General features: G+C 73.6%; 12 protein-coding genes. 7 read left to right on the top strand and 5 right to left on the bottom strand.

The window, feature by feature from the left end; translation table 11 throughout:
• Positions 1-78: 78 nt before the first annotated feature.
• Positions 79-1,005, top strand: a complete 927-nt coding sequence (locus DRV84_RS11905; RefSeq protein ID WP_115980981.1) for an isopenicillin N synthase family dioxygenase — start codon at positions 79-81, stop codon at positions 1,003-1,005.
• Positions 1,006-1,412: 407 nt separating this feature from the next.
• On the opposite strand, the gene DRV84_RS11900 is transcribed toward DRV84_RS11905, so the two are convergent.
• On the bottom strand, positions 1,413-2,534 hold the full coding sequence (locus DRV84_RS11900) for a pyridoxal phosphate-dependent aminotransferase (RefSeq protein ID WP_115980979.1): 1,122 nt from the start codon (positions 2,532-2,534) through the stop codon (positions 1,413-1,415).
• 105 nt (positions 2,535-2,639) lie between these two features.
• Here DRV84_RS11900 and DRV84_RS11895 point away from each other — a divergent pair, with 105 nt between their 5' ends.
• The 3 genes from DRV84_RS11895 to DRV84_RS11885 all read left to right on the top strand — a co-directional run bounded on the left by DRV84_RS11895 (position 2,640) and on the right by DRV84_RS11885 (position 5,426).
• Positions 2,640-3,122 carry a lytic transglycosylase domain-containing protein gene (locus DRV84_RS11895; protein ID WP_115980977.1) on the top strand — a complete coding sequence of 161 codons (483 nt, stop codon included), beginning with the start codon at positions 2,640-2,642 and terminating at the stop codon, positions 3,120-3,122.
• Positions 3,123-3,463: 341 nt separating this feature from the next.
• Complete coding sequence (locus DRV84_RS11890) at positions 3,464-4,750, top strand: lipoprotein-releasing ABC transporter permease subunit (RefSeq protein ID WP_115980975.1); 1,287 nt, start codon at positions 3,464-3,466, stop codon at positions 4,748-4,750.
• Positions 4,743-5,426 (top strand): ABC transporter ATP-binding protein, encoded by a 684-nt coding sequence (locus DRV84_RS11885; protein ID WP_115980973.1) that lies wholly within the window; start codon positions 4,743-4,745, stop codon positions 5,424-5,426. The genes DRV84_RS11890 and DRV84_RS11885 overlap by 8 nt, the downstream gene beginning before the upstream one ends.
• A 6-nt stretch (positions 5,427-5,432) precedes the next feature.
• On the opposite strand, the gene ptsP is transcribed toward DRV84_RS11885, so the two are convergent.
• Positions 5,433-7,670 carry a phosphoenolpyruvate--protein phosphotransferase gene (ptsP, locus tag DRV84_RS11880; protein ID WP_115980971.1) on the bottom strand — a complete coding sequence of 746 codons (2,238 nt, stop codon included), beginning with the start codon at positions 7,668-7,670 and terminating at the stop codon, positions 5,433-5,435.
• Positions 7,671-7,766: 96 nt separating this feature from the next.
• Positions 7,767-9,005, bottom strand: coding sequence for an aspartate kinase (locus DRV84_RS11875; protein ID WP_115980969.1), 1,239 nt, complete (start codon positions 9,003-9,005; stop codon positions 7,767-7,769).
• Positions 9,006-9,106: 101 nt separating this feature from the next.
• On the opposite strand from DRV84_RS11875, the gene DRV84_RS11870 reads away from it, so the two are divergent.
• From DRV84_RS11870 to DRV84_RS11860, 3 genes are all read left to right on the top strand, one after another.
• Positions 9,107-10,348, top strand: a complete 1,242-nt coding sequence (locus DRV84_RS11870; protein ID WP_115980967.1) for a 3-deoxy-D-manno-octulosonic acid transferase — start codon at positions 9,107-9,109, stop codon at positions 10,346-10,348.
• Positions 10,349-10,418: 70 nt separating this feature from the next.
• Complete coding sequence (locus tag DRV84_RS11865) at positions 10,419-10,880, top strand: DUF1178 family protein (RefSeq protein WP_115980965.1); 462 nt, start codon at positions 10,419-10,421, stop codon at positions 10,878-10,880.
• 1 nt (position 10,881) lies between these two features.
• A complete protein-coding gene (locus DRV84_RS11860; RefSeq protein ID WP_115980963.1) occupies positions 10,882-11,538 on the top strand; it encodes an SDR family NAD(P)-dependent oxidoreductase in 657 nt (218 codons plus the stop codon).
• Between the two features lie 223 nt (positions 11,539-11,761).
• Here the strand turns inward: DRV84_RS11860 and DRV84_RS11855 are convergent, their stop codons facing one another.
• Both DRV84_RS11855 and DRV84_RS11850 read right to left on the bottom strand, forming a co-directional pair.
• Complete coding sequence (locus DRV84_RS11855; RefSeq protein WP_115980961.1) at positions 11,762-13,123, bottom strand: cytochrome P450; 1,362 nt, start codon at positions 13,121-13,123, stop codon at positions 11,762-11,764.
• Positions 13,120-14,337: a hypothetical protein gene (locus tag DRV84_RS11850; RefSeq protein ID WP_115980959.1), complete on the bottom strand. Its 1,218-nt coding sequence runs from the start codon at positions 14,335-14,337 to the stop codon at positions 13,120-13,122. Before DRV84_RS11850 ends, DRV84_RS11855 begins: the two co-directional genes overlap by 4 nt.
• Positions 14,338-14,423 lie beyond the last annotated feature (86 nt).

The following is a 14,423-nucleotide window of genomic DNA, read 5'->3' as shown; positions in this document are numbered from 1 at the left end:
GTGCCCCGCTCTTCCTAGACGGGGCGGATCGGGTCAAGCCCGGCTTGCGCCGCGCGTCCCGCCCGCTACCCTCGCGGCATGACCGATGCGACGACGATCCCCCGCCTCGACGCCCGCGCGCTCGACGCCGGAGACCCCGAGGCCCTCGCGCGGCTCCGCGCGGGCGTGGAGACCGCCGGCTTTCTCACGCTGCACGCGACGGCGATCCCGCGGGCCGAGGTCGAGGCGCTGCTCGACGCCTACCGCGCCTTCTTCCGCCGGCCGGAGGCGGAGAAGCGCGCGGTGGACATGGCGCGCACCGGCGCCAACCGCGGCTGGGGCGCGCCACGCTCCGAGCGCGTCGATCCACGGGCCAACCCCGACTACAAGGAGGTCTTCGACTGCGGCTACGAACTCGCCGCCGACGACCCGTGGCGGGAGGAGGGGCTGGCCGTCTATGCCGACAACCTCTGGCCCAAGGACATGCCGGCGTTCCGCGCGACGCTGGAGCGCTACCAGCGCGCCGCGCTGGGGGTGAGCCTCCGGCTCCTGCGCGCCGTGGCCGCCGCGCTCGGCCAGCCGCCCGATTATTTCGCGGACAAGTTCACGCGGCCGATGGCGCTCCTGCGGGGGAACTACTACCCGCCGCGGCCCGAGGGCGCGGGCGCGCGGGACTTTGGCATCGGCGCGCACACGGACTACGGCTGCCTGACCCTGCTGGCGACCGACGGCGTCGGCGGGCTCGAGGTGATGGCGCCCTCCGGCGACTGGGTCGCGGTCAGCGCGCCGCCGGGGGAGTTCATCGTCAACTTCGGCGAGATGCTCGAGATGTGGACCGACGGGCGCGTGCGCGCGACGCCGCATCGCGTCGTCGGCGGCGCGGCGGAGCGCGTTTCGGTGCCGCTCTTCGTCAATCCCGACTGGGACGCGAACGTGGCTCCGCCCGGATCGGGCAAGGTGATCCGCGCCGGCCCGCATCTGAAGAAGCGGTTCGAGGAGACCTATCTGCACCTCGCCGGCGGCTGAGACGGGTCCGGGGCGCGGGGGACGGGCGCCCGTCCGCACCGGGGGTCCTGCACCACCTTCACCAGACAGGGGGCGCCGCCCGCGGGCAGGGTGGCCGTGACGGAGGCGCAGCGTTGAAGGTCGCTGGCGCCCGCGTGTCCGTGGTGCCCGGGCGACCGGCTGTCTCGGGCGCATCTGCACGTCTGCGGGACGGCTGCACGCTGCGCTGCGGCTGCATCGACGGCGGTCCTCGCCCGCGCGTCCTTGGTGTCGGCCGGCTTCGGGGTGGCGGGGCGGCCTGTGGGGGAAGTCCGCGCGCGGCAGCCTCGGGGCCGGCCGTTGTGCCTCTGCACCATCCCGCCGATGGCATCGCGCCGCGTGCGCCCGGCCGTCTGCAGAGCGCTTCCGAAGATGCCTTCTTCGCCCGCTCAGCCCTCCGCCGGGGCCTCCTCCGCGGCGGCGAGCGCCTCGGGCAGGGCGCGGGCGAGATGGGCGAGGTCCTGCGCCCGCCCGGCGGTGACCCGGATGCAGCGGTCGAGCGGCGCGACGCCGGGCATCCGCACGAAGACGCCGCGCGCGACGAGCCCCTCGAGCACGCGCCGCGCGAAGGCGCCGTCGCGCCCGCAGTCCACCGCGACGAAGTTCGTCGCCGAGGGCAGGGTGGACAGGCCGTTCTCGCGCGCGATCCGCGCGATCCCGTCCCGGCCCGCCGCCGTCTCCGCGATCACATGCGCGAGCCAGTCCTGATCCCGGAGCGCCGCGAGCGCACCGGCCTGCGCCATGCGGGTCATGCCGAAGTGATTGCGGATCTTCTCGAAGGCCGCGATCAGCGCGGGCGCGGCGAGCGCGTAGCCCACGCGCGCCCCGGCGAGGCCGTAGCCCTTGGAAAAGGTCCGCATCCGGATCACGCGCGGGTCGTCCGGGTCGATCGCGGGCGCGGTGCCGGCGGGCGCGAAATCGACGTAGGCCTCGTCGAGCACCAGGAGGCAACCCCCGGGCAGCGCGTCGAGAAGCGCCAGAATCGTCTCCGGCCCGTGCCAGGTGCCCATCGGGTTGTCCGGGTTGGAGAGGTAGAGGAGCTTCGCGTCCACCTCCGCCGCCCGGGCGGCGAGCGCCTCGGGGTCCTCGCGGTCGTTGCGGTAGGCCACCTTGTGGAGCGCTCCGCCGTAGCCCGCGACGTGGTAGTTGAAGGTCGGATAGGCGCCCGCCGATGTCACCACCGCGTCGCCCGGCGCGACCAGCATCCGCACCAGATAGCCGAGCAGGCCGTCGATCCCCTCGCCGACGATGACGTGCTCGGGCGTGATGCCGTGGTGCGCGGCGAGCGCGTGGCGCAGGTCGTGGCTCGTCGAATCGCCGTATTTCCAGGCCTCGGCGGCGGCCTCCTGCATCGCGGCGACCGCCCGGGGCGAGGGGCCGAAGACGCTCTCGTTCGCGCCGAGGCGCGCGTCGAAGGGGCGCCCGCGGGCGCGTTCCTGCGTCTCGGGACCGACGAAGGGCACGGTGGCGGGCAGGCTCTCGACGAGCTCGGTGAAGCGCGGAAACGTCATGGGGCGAAGGTCTCGCACGCCGCGCGCGCCCGGACAAGGCGGACAAGGCGGCTGGATTTCCCGGGCGCGTGGCGCGTAGGGTGACCAAGGGATAGGAGGCCGCCCATGCCCCAGCCGACCCGCCGCGCCGTCCTCGGCCTGGTGTTCCTGCCGCTCGCCGCCTGCGGGGGCGGGCGCGAGGGGGCGCAGGTCGCGACCATGTCCGCCGACGCGCCGCTCAATCCCGGCGAGACGCCCGCGATGCGCCGGCTGGTGAACGAGTGGGCCGACCGCCACGGCGTGCCGCGCGCGCTCTTCCACCGGGTCATCCAGCGCGAGAGCGACTATCGCGCCGACGCGCTCAATCCGGCGGGGCCCTATTACGGGCTGATGCAGATCCTGCCGGCCACGGCGCGCAGCATGGGCCACACCGGCCCGGCGCGCGCGCTCCTCGAGCCGGAGGTGAACCTGAAATACGCCGGCCGCTACCTGCGCGGCGCGTGGCTCGTCTCGGGCGGGGACATCGACGACGCGGTGATGTGGTACGCGCGCGGCTACTATTACGAGGCCAAGCGCCTCGGGCTTCTGGAGGAGACGGGCCTCGGCTGAGCCGCTCGGTGCGCCCTGACGGGCGCGTCTCGCGCGCGGCGCGCGGGCAGGTGGACCTGCGCCGGATGACGCGGTGGCCGACGCGGACAGGGCTGCGCTGGTGGCCTGTCCCGACGGCACTCGCGCCTCGGGATGCATGATAGACGGACCGGTGCGCGGCCCAAGGGCCCGCGGGCGACGCTCCGGTGACGTCCGGCGCATCGGCCCCGCGCGTCAGGACCTCCGCCGGCACGGAGCGCTCCGCGCGAAGAGGCCCCGCCCGGGGCCGATGAGCGCGCGCCCTCGTGCTTGACCCTCCGGGGGCTTCGGGCGAGTGTCCGCGCGACCCGACCGGAGCGCCCATGGCCCGCACGCCGCCCCCCTTCGCCGCCTTCGAGTGGATGATCGCCTGGCGCTACCTGCGCGCGCGGCGCGCCGAGGGCGGCGTCTCGGTGATGACCTGGATCAGCCTGATCGGCATCACCCTCGCCGTCTTCGCGCTGATCGCCACGCTCGCCGTGCGCTCGGGCTTCCGGGCGGAGTTCGTGGACACGATCCTCGGCGCGAACGCGCATGTCACCGTCTACGCCATGCCCGAGGCCGACGCGCGCGGCGCGGTGAACCGCGTGATCGAAGACTACGCGGGCATGGCGGCGCGCATCGCCGATCTGCCCGGCGTCACCCGCGCCGCGCCGCTCGTGCGCGGGCAGGTCATGGCGACCGCCAACCAGCGCAACACCGGTGCCGAGGTCTACGGAATCGCCGCCGCCGATCTCGCCACCCTGCCGCGCATCGCCGACCCGGAGGAGAGCGCGGGCGACATCGCGCGCTTCGGCGCGGGGGTCGCGCTCGGCTCCGGCATCGCGCGCCAGCTCGGCCTCGCGGCGGGCGACACGATCCGCCTGATCTCGCCCGAGGGCGTGAAAACCGCCTTCGGCACGAGCCCGCGCGTCAAGACCTACGAGGTCGCCTACATCTTCACCGCCGGGCGCTACGACATCGACCGCACGCGCATCTACATGCCCTTCGCGGAGGCGCAGAGCTATTTCAACCGCGAGGGCGTGGCCGACGAGATCGAGGTCATGGTCCGCGATCCCGACCGGATCGACGCCTACGGCCCCGCGATCCGACAGGCGGCCGGCGGCGCGGTGCAGCTCTGGACATGGCGCGACAGTTCGGGGTCGTTCCTGCGCGCGCTCGAGGTCGAGGACAACGTGATGTTCGTGATCCTCTCGATCCTCGTCCTGATCGCGGCGATGAACATCGTCTCGGGCCTCATCATGCTGGTCAAGAACAAGGGCCGCGACATCGGGATTCTGCGCACCATGGGCCTGACCGAGGGGGCGGTGCTGCGCGTCTTCTTCATCTGCGGGGCGTTCACCGGGCTGATCGGCACGCTCGCGGGCGTCGTCCTCGGCGTGCTCTTCGCGATCTACATCGACCCGATCTTCGCCGCGGTGAACTACATCTCGGGCGGCGGCGTCTGGGACCCGTCGCTGCGCGGCATCTATCACCTGCCCGCCAAGCTCGAGGCTGGGGATGTCCTCTCGGCCGTCGCGCTCTCGCTCGGGCTCTCGTTCGTGGTCACGATCTTTCCCGCGCGGCGCGCGGCGCGCATGAACCCGGTGGAGGCGCTGCGCTATGAGTGAGCCGGCGCTGCGCCTCTCGGGGATCGAGAAGACCTACAACCGCGGGCAGACGGCCGAGATCCGCGTCCTGCGCGGCGCCGCGCTCACGCTCGCGCCCGGCGAGGTGACGGCGCTCGTCGCGCCGTCCGGGGCGGGAAAATCGACGCTCCTGCACATCGCGGGGCTCCTCGACGTGCCCGACGCCGGCACGGTCGAGATCGGCGGGCAGGACATGACCGGCGCGTCGGATCGCGCGCGCACCCGCGTGCGCCGCCGCGACGTGGGCTTCGTCTATCAGTTCCACCACCTGCTGCCGGAGTTCTCGGCGCTCGAGAACGTGGCGCTGCCGCAGCGGGCCGAGGGCACGGGCCGCCGCGCGGCGGAGGCGCGGGCGCGGGAGCTGCTCGACAGCGTCGGCATCGCCGACCGCGCGGGCCACCGGCCCGCCGCGCTGTCCGGCGGGGAGCAGCAGCGCGTCGCCTTCTGCCGGGCGCTCGCCAACGCGCCGCGCGTGCTGCTCGCCGACGAGCCGACCGGCAACCTCGACCCCGCGACCTCGGACCGGGTCTTCGCCGCGCTGATGACGCTCGTGCGCGAGACGGGGCTCGCCGCGCTGATCGCGACGCACAACCTCGAGCTCGCCGCGCGCATGGATCGGCGGCTCAGGCTCGAAGAGGGGACGGTCGTGGCGGACTGAGCCGGCTCAGCGCCGCAGGTGGTCCATCACCGCCGGGCGCACCGACTGCTCGCCGCGGGCCTTGGCCTCCGCGATCACCTCGCGCAGCTCGCCGAGATGCGCGCGGCGCAGCAGGTGCTTGACCGGCCCGATGGAGGCCGGGCGCATCGAGAGCGTGCGAATGCCCATCGCGGCGAGGCAGAGCGCCTCGATGGGGCGGCCCGCGTCCTCGCCGCAGAAAGAGAGCGGCGTGCCGGTCTCCGCGCAGCGATCGACGATCTGCTCGATGAAGCTCAGGAAGCTCACGTTGAGCGTGTCGTAGCGCCGGCGCACCAGCTCGTTCTCGCGGTCGGCGGCGAAGAAGAACTGCTTGAGGTCGTTGCCGCCGATCGAGATGAACTCCACCTCCTCGAAGAAGCGCCGCGACGCGAAAGCGAGGCTCGGCGTCTCCAGCATCGCGCCCACCTCCAGCGAGGCGGGCAGGGGGTGGCCGAGGATGCGCTCGCGCTCGAGCGCCTTGTCCATCTCGGCCCGCGCGGCGCGCCATTCCTCGTACTGCGCGATGAAGGGGAACATCACCGTCAGCGGCCCGCCCGCCGCCGCGCGCACGAGCGCCTGAAGCTGCATGCGCAACACGCCCGGCTTGTCGAGGCCCACCCGGATCGCCCGCCAGCCGAGCGCCGGGTTGGGCTCGTCCACCGAGTTCATGTAAGGCAGCACCTTGTCCGAGCCGATGTCGAGCGTGCGGAAGACCACGCGCTTGCCCTGCGCGGCCTTCATGATCCGCGCGTAGAGCGCCGAGAGCTCCGAGCGGCGGGGCATCTGGTTGCGGATGAGGAACTGAAGCTCGGTGCGGAAGAGGCCCACCCCCTCGGCGCCCGAGCTTTCGAGCGACGGCAGATCGGCCATCAGCCCCGCGTTCATGTGCAGCGAGACGACCGTGCCGCAGCGCGCCTCGGCCGGCTTGTCGCGGATCGAGGCGTAGCGTTCCTGCGCGGCGGCCTGCATCGCCATCTTGTCGCGGAAGGCGGTCGCCACGCTCTCATCCGGGCGCAGATGCGCGATGCCCTGATCGGCGTCGAGCGCGATCAGGTCGCCGTTGAGCGCCTCGGTGGCGATGCGGTCGGCCTGCACGAGGAGCGGAATGGCCAGCGCGCGCGCCACCACCGCTGCGTGACTGCCGACGGAGCCCTCCTCCAGCACGACGCCCTTCAGGCGGCGGCCGTAATCCAGAAGCTCCGCGGGGCCGATGTTGCGCGCCACGAGGATCGGGTCGGCGGGCATCTCGCTTTCGGCGGCCTGCCCCTGTCCGGTCAGGAGCCGCAACAGGCGGTGCGAGAGATCGTCGAGATCGTGCAGCCGGTCGCGCAGGTAGGGGTCCGAGACCTGGCTCAGCCGCGCGCGCGCGGCTGATTGTTCCTTTTCCACCGCCGCCTCGGCCGAGAGGCCCGAGGCGATGCTTTCCTCCATCCGCCTGAGCCACCCGCGGGAGTTGGCGAACATGCGGTAGGCCTCGAGCACCTGCAGGTGCTCGGCGTCGCCGCCCGCCGCCCCGTCGAGCATCCGGTCCACGCCCACGCGCAGCCGCTCGACCGCCTCGCTCAGGCGCGCGCGCTCGGCTTCCGGGTCGTCGGCGATCGGCTTGGTGACCACGACGCGCGGCTCGTGCAGCCAGACGTGGCCCATGGTCACGCCCTCCTGTCCGACGCTGGCGCGGAAGGTCGCCGGGCGCTGGTGCGGCGCCTCGAGCGCGGAGCCTTCGCCGACGAAGGCGCCGAGCTCGGTCATCTCGGCCACCACCATCGCCACGACCTCGAGCGCGTAGACCTCGTCGGAGGTGAATTCGCGCGCCTCGCGCGACTGCACGACGAGCACGCCGAGCGTCTCGCCGAGGCGCTGGATCGGCACGCCGAGGAAGCTCGAGTACGCCTCCTCGCCGGTCTCGGGCATGTAGCGGAAGCCGCGCTCGGCCGGGGCGTCGGCGGTGTTGACCACCCGCCCGGCGCGCGCCACGCGCCCCACGAGCCCCTCGCCGAGGCGCATGCGCGTCTGGTGCACCGCCTCGGCGCGCAGGCCCTCGGTCGCGCAGAGCTCCAGCGTGTCCCGGTCGCGGAAAAGGTAGATGGAGCACACCTCCGTGCCCATCGATTCGGCCACGAGCGTCGTGATCCGGTCGAGCCGCTCCTGGCCCGCGCCCGAGCTCGCCATCGCGTCGCGCAGCCGGCCGAGCAGCTTGCGGCTTTCGCTTTCAGATCTGTCCGGCATCGCCTGCGCCCGTCGCTCCCGCACGGATGTGGTCCGCGCCTCGTTAGAGCACAACCTCAGGGCGGGATGAAATGACGACGGTGTGCGAAAGTGTGCTCAGGACGCTTTTTCGAGCTCGAAGGCGTCATGCAGTGCCTGCACGGCGAGCTCCATGTACTTCCGGTCGATCAGCACGGAGATCTTGATCTCGGAGGTGGTGATCACCTTGATGTTGATCCCCTCGTCCGAGAGCACCCGGAACATGCGCGAGGCGACGCCCGACTGGCTGCGCATCCCGATCCCCACGACCGACACCTTGGCCACGTCCATGTTCGACACGAGATCGCGGAAATCCAGCCCACCGGCCGCGCGCGCATCCAGCAGCGCCTTTTCCGCGCGCGCCACCTGATCGGTGGGCAGCGAGAAGGTCATGTCCGTGCGCCCCTCTTCCGAGATGTTCTGCACGATCATGTCGACGTTCACGCCGGCGTCCGAGAGCGGCCCGAAGATCGCCGCCGCGATGCCGGGGCGGTCGGCCACCGAGATCAGCGTCATCTGCGCCTCGTCGCGCGAGAAGGCGACGCCGGAGACGGGTTTCGATTCCATGATGTCCTCCTCGTCGCAGACCAGCGTGCCGGCCGCGTCGTCCTGCTCTCCGAAGCTCGACAGCACCCGGAGCTTCACCTTGTAGCGCATGGCGAGCTCGACCGAGCGGGTCTGCAGCACCTTGGCACCGAGGCTCGCCAGTTCCAGCATCTCCTCGAAGGCGATGCGGTCGAGCTTGCGCGCCTTCTCCGAGATGCGCGGGTCGGTGGTATAGACACCGTCGACGTCGGTGTAGATGTCGCAGCGCACCGCGTCGAAGGCGGCGGCGAAGGCGACCGCGGTGGTGTCGCTGCCGCCCCGGCCGAGCGTCGTGATCCGGCCCTCGGGGCTCACCCCCTGAAAGCCCGCGACCACGGCGACCTTCATCCCCTCGTCGAACTTGCGGCGGATGTTGTCGTCCGGGATCTCCTCGATCCGCGCGGCGCCGTGGGCGGACGTGGTGCGCACCGGCACCTGCCAGCCCTGCCAGCTGCGGGCGGGAATATCCATTTCCTGAAGGGTCAGCGCCATGAGCCCGGCGGTGACGTTCTCGCCCGAGCTCACCACCGCGTCGTATTCGCGCGCGTCGTAGAGCGGCGAGGTCTCGTTGACGTAGCCGACGAGCTCGTTCGTCTTGCCCGACATCGCCGAGACGATGACGATCACCCGGTGCCCGTTCGCGACCTCGCGGCCGACGCGTTTGGCGGCGCGGCGGATGCGGTCGAGCGTGGCGACGGAGGTGCCGCCGAATTTCATCACGAGCACGGACATTCTGGCCTGCCTCGGGTCGGAGTCGCCGCCCCTTAGGCAAGCCGCGCGCGCCGCGCAAGGGGGCGCTTGCAGCGGGCAGGGGGCGCCACTACGCAGGGACGATGCTGCTCTATCGCCTCGTGCTCGCGCTACTCGCGCCGCTCGTCGTCGCGGCGGCCCTTTTGCGCCGCCTGCGCGGGCGCGAGGACGGCGCGGCGTTGGGCGCGCGGCTGGGCCTCGCGCCGGGGCCCGCTGTGCGGCGGCCGACGATCTGGCTCCACGCGGCCTCGAACGGGGAGCTCGCCTCGGCGCGCCCGGTGATCGACGCGCTTTCGGCGGCGCGGCCCGATCTGGGCTGGCTCGTGACGACGAACAGCGTGACGGGCCGCGACCTCGCCGCCGGCTGGGGCCTGCCGGCGCAGGTCGCGCCGCTCGACCTGCGCCGGGCGGCGGCGCGGCTGATCGCGGCGCACGACGTGCGGCTGCACCTGACGCTCGAATCCGAGCTCTGGCCCAACCGCATCGCCGCCTGCGCCGCGTGCGGCGTGCCGGTCGCCGTGCTCGGCGCGCGGCTCTCGGCGGGCAGCGCGCGGGCCTGGGGGCGGGTGCCGGGGCTCGCGCGCGCCACCTTCGGCCGGATCGCCCACGCCGCGCCGCAGGATGCCGACAGCGGCGGCCGGCTGGTGGCGCTCGGCCTTCCGCCGGAGCGTCTCGGCCCGGTCTGCGACCTGAAGGCGCTCTACACGCCGCCCGACCTCTCCCCCGAGCCCGCGCTCGCCGAGGCCTATCCCCGTGCGCAAACGTGGCTCGCCGCCTCCACCCACGAGGGCGAGGAGGAGACGGTGATCGCCGCCCATCGCGCCGCGCGGGAGCGCGAGCCGGGCCTGCGCCTGATCCTCGCGCCGCGCCACCCGGCGCGCGCCGAGGCGATCGCGGAGCGGCTCGCGGCGGCCGGGCTGACGGTGGCGCGCCGCAGCCGGGGCGAGGCCGGGGCGGAGGTGCTGCTCGCCGACACGCTGGGCGAGATGCCGCGGTGGTACGCGCTGGCCGGGCGCGTCTTCGTGGCGGGCTCGCTCGTGCCGCGCGGCGGGCATACGCCCTACGAGCCCGCGGCCTTCGGCTGCGCGCTGATCCACGGGCCGGAGGTCGCGAACTTCCGCGCCGCCTACGCGCGCCTCGACGCGGCGGGCGCCGCCGCCTGCGTGCGCGACGGCGCGACGCTCGCCGCCGCCCTCGCGGCGCTGGGCGAGCCGGAGGAACAGGCGCGGGCGGGGCGCGCGGCGGCCCGGGCGCTCGACGACGCCGCAGGGTGGGACGCGCTGCAGGCCGCGCTCGCCGCGCTCCTGCCCGAGGCGCCGCGCTGACGCCCGGAGGTTGCGTCCGCGGCGGAAACGCATATTTTCATTACTCTGGTACATCGCATCGAGCACCCCGATGATCCGCTATGCCCTCAAATGCGCCAACGGCCACCGCTTCGAAAGCTGGTTTCAGTCCGGCGCGGCCTTCGACACCTTGCAGGCCTCCGGCATGCTGGCCTGCGCGGTCTGCGGTGAGGCCCGGGTCGAGAAGGACCTGATGGCGCCGCACGTCAGCGCGGAGAGCGCGCCACAGGCCCCCTGCGCGCGCGACGACACGCCCGTCAGGGCGGAGGAGCGCCCGCTCTCGACGCCCGCCAACCCGGCCGAGCAGGCGCTGCAGCGGGTGCGGGCCTTCATCGAAACGCACTCCGAAAACGTCGGGCAGGATTTCGCCCGCCGAGCGCGGGAGATGCACGCCGGCGCGGCGGAGGCGCGGCCGATCCACGGGCAGGCGAAGCCCGAAGAGGCGCGCCAGCTCGCCGAGGAGGGCGTGCCGATCGCGCCCCTGCCGTTCGACCCCGACATCAAGAGCAACTGAGATGCCCGCGCCGCAGGCCGTCGTCACCGGCGCGCGCCGGGGCATCGGCGCCGCGCTCTCGGACGAACTCTCCCGGCGCGGCTGGGCCGTCACGGGCACCGCGCGGGCGCCGGCGCCCGGCCTCGTCCGCCTCGACGTCACCCGGCCGGAGGAGATGCGCGCCCTCGGCGCCGCGCTCTCGGGGCAGGCGGTGGACTGCCTCGTCTGCAACGCCGGCATCTACCCCGACAAGGGCGCGCGGCTCGAGAGCGGTTACCCGCCCGAGATGTGGGCCGAGGTCTTCGCCACGAACGTCACCGGCGTCTTCCTGACGGTCGAGGCGCTCTTGCCGTCCCTGCGTCTGGCCGCGCGCCCCCGCATCGCCGTGATGGCGAGCCAGATGGGCTCGAGCGCGCGCGCGCCGGGCGGCAGCTACATCTACCGCGCCTCCAAGGCCGCCGCGATCAACCTCGGGCGCAACCTCGCCGCCGATCTCGCCGCCGAGGGCATCGCCGTCGGCATCTATCACCCCGGCTGGGTGCGCACCGACATGGGCGGCGCCGCGGCCGAGATCGACGCGGAGACCGCCGCGGCGGGCCTCGCCGACCGGATCGACGCGCTCGACCTGGCCACGACCGGCCGCTTCGAGACCTGGGACGGGCGGGCGCACCCCTTCTGAGGGGCCCACAGGGTGCCCGTGCGGCGGGGATTTTCTTCAGCCGGGGTGGCCGCCGGTGACGGGCCGACAGGGCTCGTCCCGCGTCGTGGCCGCCCGAGCGCCGCGCGCCGGAGCCGGTGTCGATCGCCCCGGTTGCAACAGAGACCGGCCGCCGGCCCCCTTGCCGGCGCCCGTCAGGCCCCGTCACAAGTGGCGCTCGGCAGGGAGGCTGCGCGATGGCGCGCTATGACATGCTGCGCCGCGCGCGCAACCGCAGCCAGATCCCGTCCTTCGACCGCACCGTCAGATGCGCCACCGGCACCGGCGGCGGGCGGTCGGTGAGCTCCACCCGCAGGTCGCGCAGGAGCCGCGACAGCAGGAGCACCCCCTCGACCATGGCGAAGCCGGCGCCCGTGCAGACGCGCGGGCCGGCGGAGAAGGGCATGTAGGCCTCCCGCGCGCAGGCGCGGCCGGCCTCCGTCTCCCAGCGGGCCGGGTCGAAGCCGTCCGGGTTCTCCCAGAGGCGGGTGTGGCGGTGCTGATGCCACGGCGAAAGCACCACCTGCGCGCCGGGGGTGAGGTCGCGGTCGCGGAAGCGCTCCGCCCGCGTCGCCTCGCGCACCATCATCGGCACCGGGGGGTAGAGCCGCAGCGCCTCGCGGAAGACGTCGCGTACCACGCGCAGCCGGGGCACGCAGGCGAAATCCGGCGCGAGATGGGCCTCCGCCTCCGCCGCGACCCGGTCCTGCCACTCGGGGTAGAGCGCCATCAGGTAGAGCGTCCAGGCGAGCGCGGAGGCCGAGGTTTCGTGCCCCGCGAGGAAGAAGATCGCCACCTGATCGACCATCTCCCGGGTGCTGAAGGTCTCGCCCGTCTCCGGGTCGCGGGTCGTCATGATCTTGGTGGCGAGGTCGTCCGGCGCGCCGCCCCTTGCGATCTCCGCCATCCGCGCGGCGGTGAGCTCGGTGATCAGCCCTCGGATGCGCCGCGCCGCGGCCCGCGTGCGCCGCCGGTGCCCGCGCGGTAGCCAGCGCGGCAGCGGCACGAAGGCGGCGGCGTTCAGGATCGGCTGCGTGCGCTGGTAGGCGCGGAATTCGTGAAAGACCTCCGCCGCGATGCGGTGCTCGATCGGGATCGAGAAGAGCGTGCGGAAGATCACGTCGGCCGCGGCGTGGCTCGTCTGTTCCTCGATCTCGACCGCCTCGCCGGTCCGCGCGGCGAGCCGCGCCGCCGCCGCCTCCGCCGCGTCCCACATCGCCGGGAAGGTGTCCTTGAGCCGCCCGCCCTCGAAGGCGGGATCGATGATCCGGCGCTGGCGCTTCCACGTCTCGCCGTTCGTCAGGAAGACCGACTCGCCGAGGAGCGGGCGCAGCCCCTCCGAGATGCGGTCCGACTTCGGGAAGTCGTCGGGCCGCTCCTTCAGCACGCGGGCGACGAGATCGGGCTGGTTGACGAGGTAGGAGCGGAAGAAGGGCGTGCGGAACTCCGCCATCCACGCGCGATAGAGCCGCGCGGGCTGGGCCGAGAGGATATCGGCCCGGAAGAGCCGCATGTAGCGCCAGAGCGAGACGCGCTCGGCCCGGGGCGTGGGCTTCGGCGGGATCATGCCGCGCGGCTCGTGTGGCCGGAGAGCGCCCGCTCGATCCGCGAGCGCGAGGGCCGCCGACCCGCGAAGCGCGCCGCGAGCGTGCGCGGCCCGGCGGTGATGCGGAAATAGTCGTAGTCGCCGGCCCGGTCGAAGGCGCAGAGATACTGGAAGTGCAGCCGGAAGAAGCGCCACCGGAGCGCCCGCCACCGCGCGGGCGACAGCGTGCGCGTGAAGGCTGCCGAGATCACCAGCGGCCAGCGCTTCGCGGGCCCCGCGACACCCGAGACGGCGACCGGATCGCAGAGCGCGAAGGCGCAGCCGTCGCCCGGCGCGCTCACGTCCACCCAGGCGACGGCGTCCTGTTCGGACAGCAGGGCGAGATCCGCGCGCAGCCGCGCCGCCCCCGGCAGGAAGGACATCATCGGCACCACCTGCCCGAGCGTCAGCAGCCCGAGCGCCGGGCCGTCGGCCGGCACGCGCCCCGCGCGCAGGAGATCGGCGAGCACCGAGACCGCGAGATGCGCGCCCGAGGAGTGCCCGACGACGAGCACCTCGTCGGGCGCACCGTCCCGGTCGCCGGCGAGCGCTTCGGCGATGCGGTCGGCGAAGGCGTCCAGCCGGGCCTCGAGCGCGGGCGGATTGGCGCCGCCCCAGGCGGCCGAGAAGGCATAGTCGTGCATCAGGTAATAGGCGAAGAGCCGCCCGTCTTGACGGCGGAACCACGCCAGCACCGGCCAGACCACGGCGAGGCCGAGGGGCGCGGCCCAGGGGTGGACGAGCGCCGCGGCCGCCGCGCCGGCGGCCCGGGCGGCGAGCAGCGCGAGCGCGAGCTGGCCCAGGAGCACCGCGACCGGGTAGAACGTGGCGATCACCGGCCCCTTGCGGAGCCGCATCAGCCGCCTGAGCGCGCCCGTGCGCGCGTAGGTCCAGGCCGTGCGCAGGAGCTGCGCGTAGGTCGCGGCGATGCCCTTGCCCATGCTCGCGCGCACGATGTCGGACCAGACGAGGACCTCGATCTCCGCCCGGACCTCCGCGCCCTCGATGCGCGCGTCCACGCGCCAGCCCGTGCGCGCCGCGCCCGGGGCGACGGCGATCTCGTGGCCGGAGACCGCCGCCTGCGCGGCGGCCTCGCGGCGGTAGAGTTCGCGGTAGCGGCGTGGCGGAAAGGGGTCGTAGCCCGGGATGTAGACCACCCGGCGCCGGCGCACCTGTCGCTCGTTGCTCGCGCTCATGCGGCTCTCTCCGTCTCGCGCGCCAGCCTAGCCGCGCTTTCGGGCGAGAGTAAGACGGACCAAGGGCCTTCGAAGGCCCTTGGGCA

The sequence above is a fragment of the Rhodosalinus sediminis genome, from assembly GCF_003385555.1.
Lineage (GTDB): Bacteria > Pseudomonadota > Alphaproteobacteria > Rhodobacterales > Rhodobacteraceae > Rhodosalinus > Rhodosalinus sediminis.
This window is presented reverse-complemented; position numbering and strand designations above follow the sequence as displayed.

What these genes read in the sequence shown, in the direction of transcription:
- DRV84_RS11905 (WP_115980981.1), top strand. Translation starts at nt 79, where the DNA reads ATGACCGATGCGACGACGATCCCCCGCCTCGACGCCCGCGCGCTCGAC.
- DRV84_RS11900 (WP_115980979.1), bottom strand. Translation starts at nt 2,534, where the DNA reads ATGACGTTTCCGCGCTTCACCGAGCTCGTCGAGAGCCTGCCCGCCACC.
- DRV84_RS11895 (WP_115980977.1), top strand. Translation starts at nt 2,640, where the DNA reads ATGCCCCAGCCGACCCGCCGCGCCGTCCTCGGCCTGGTGTTCCTGCCG.
- DRV84_RS11890 (WP_115980975.1), top strand. Translation starts at nt 3,464, where the DNA reads ATGGCCCGCACGCCGCCCCCCTTCGCCGCCTTCGAGTGGATGATCGCC.
- DRV84_RS11885 (WP_115980973.1), top strand. Translation starts at nt 4,743, where the DNA reads ATGAGTGAGCCGGCGCTGCGCCTCTCGGGGATCGAGAAGACCTACAAC.
- ptsP (WP_115980971.1), bottom strand. Translation starts at nt 7,670, where the DNA reads ATGCCGGACAGATCTGAAAGCGAAAGCCGCAAGCTGCTCGGCCGGCTG.
- DRV84_RS11875 (WP_115980969.1), bottom strand. Translation starts at nt 9,005, where the DNA reads ATGTCCGTGCTCGTGATGAAATTCGGCGGCACCTCCGTCGCCACGCTC.
- DRV84_RS11870 (WP_115980967.1), top strand. Translation starts at nt 9,107, where the DNA reads ATGCTGCTCTATCGCCTCGTGCTCGCGCTACTCGCGCCGCTCGTCGTC.
- DRV84_RS11865 (WP_115980965.1), top strand. Translation starts at nt 10,419, where the DNA reads ATGATCCGCTATGCCCTCAAATGCGCCAACGGCCACCGCTTCGAAAGC.
- DRV84_RS11860 (WP_115980963.1), top strand. Translation starts at nt 10,882, where the DNA reads ATGCCCGCGCCGCAGGCCGTCGTCACCGGCGCGCGCCGGGGCATCGGC.
- DRV84_RS11855 (WP_115980961.1), bottom strand. Translation starts at nt 13,123, where the DNA reads ATGATCCCGCCGAAGCCCACGCCCCGGGCCGAGCGCGTCTCGCTCTGG.
- DRV84_RS11850 (WP_115980959.1), bottom strand. Translation starts at nt 14,337, where the DNA reads ATGAGCGCGAGCAACGAGCGACAGGTGCGCCGGCGCCGGGTGGTCTAC.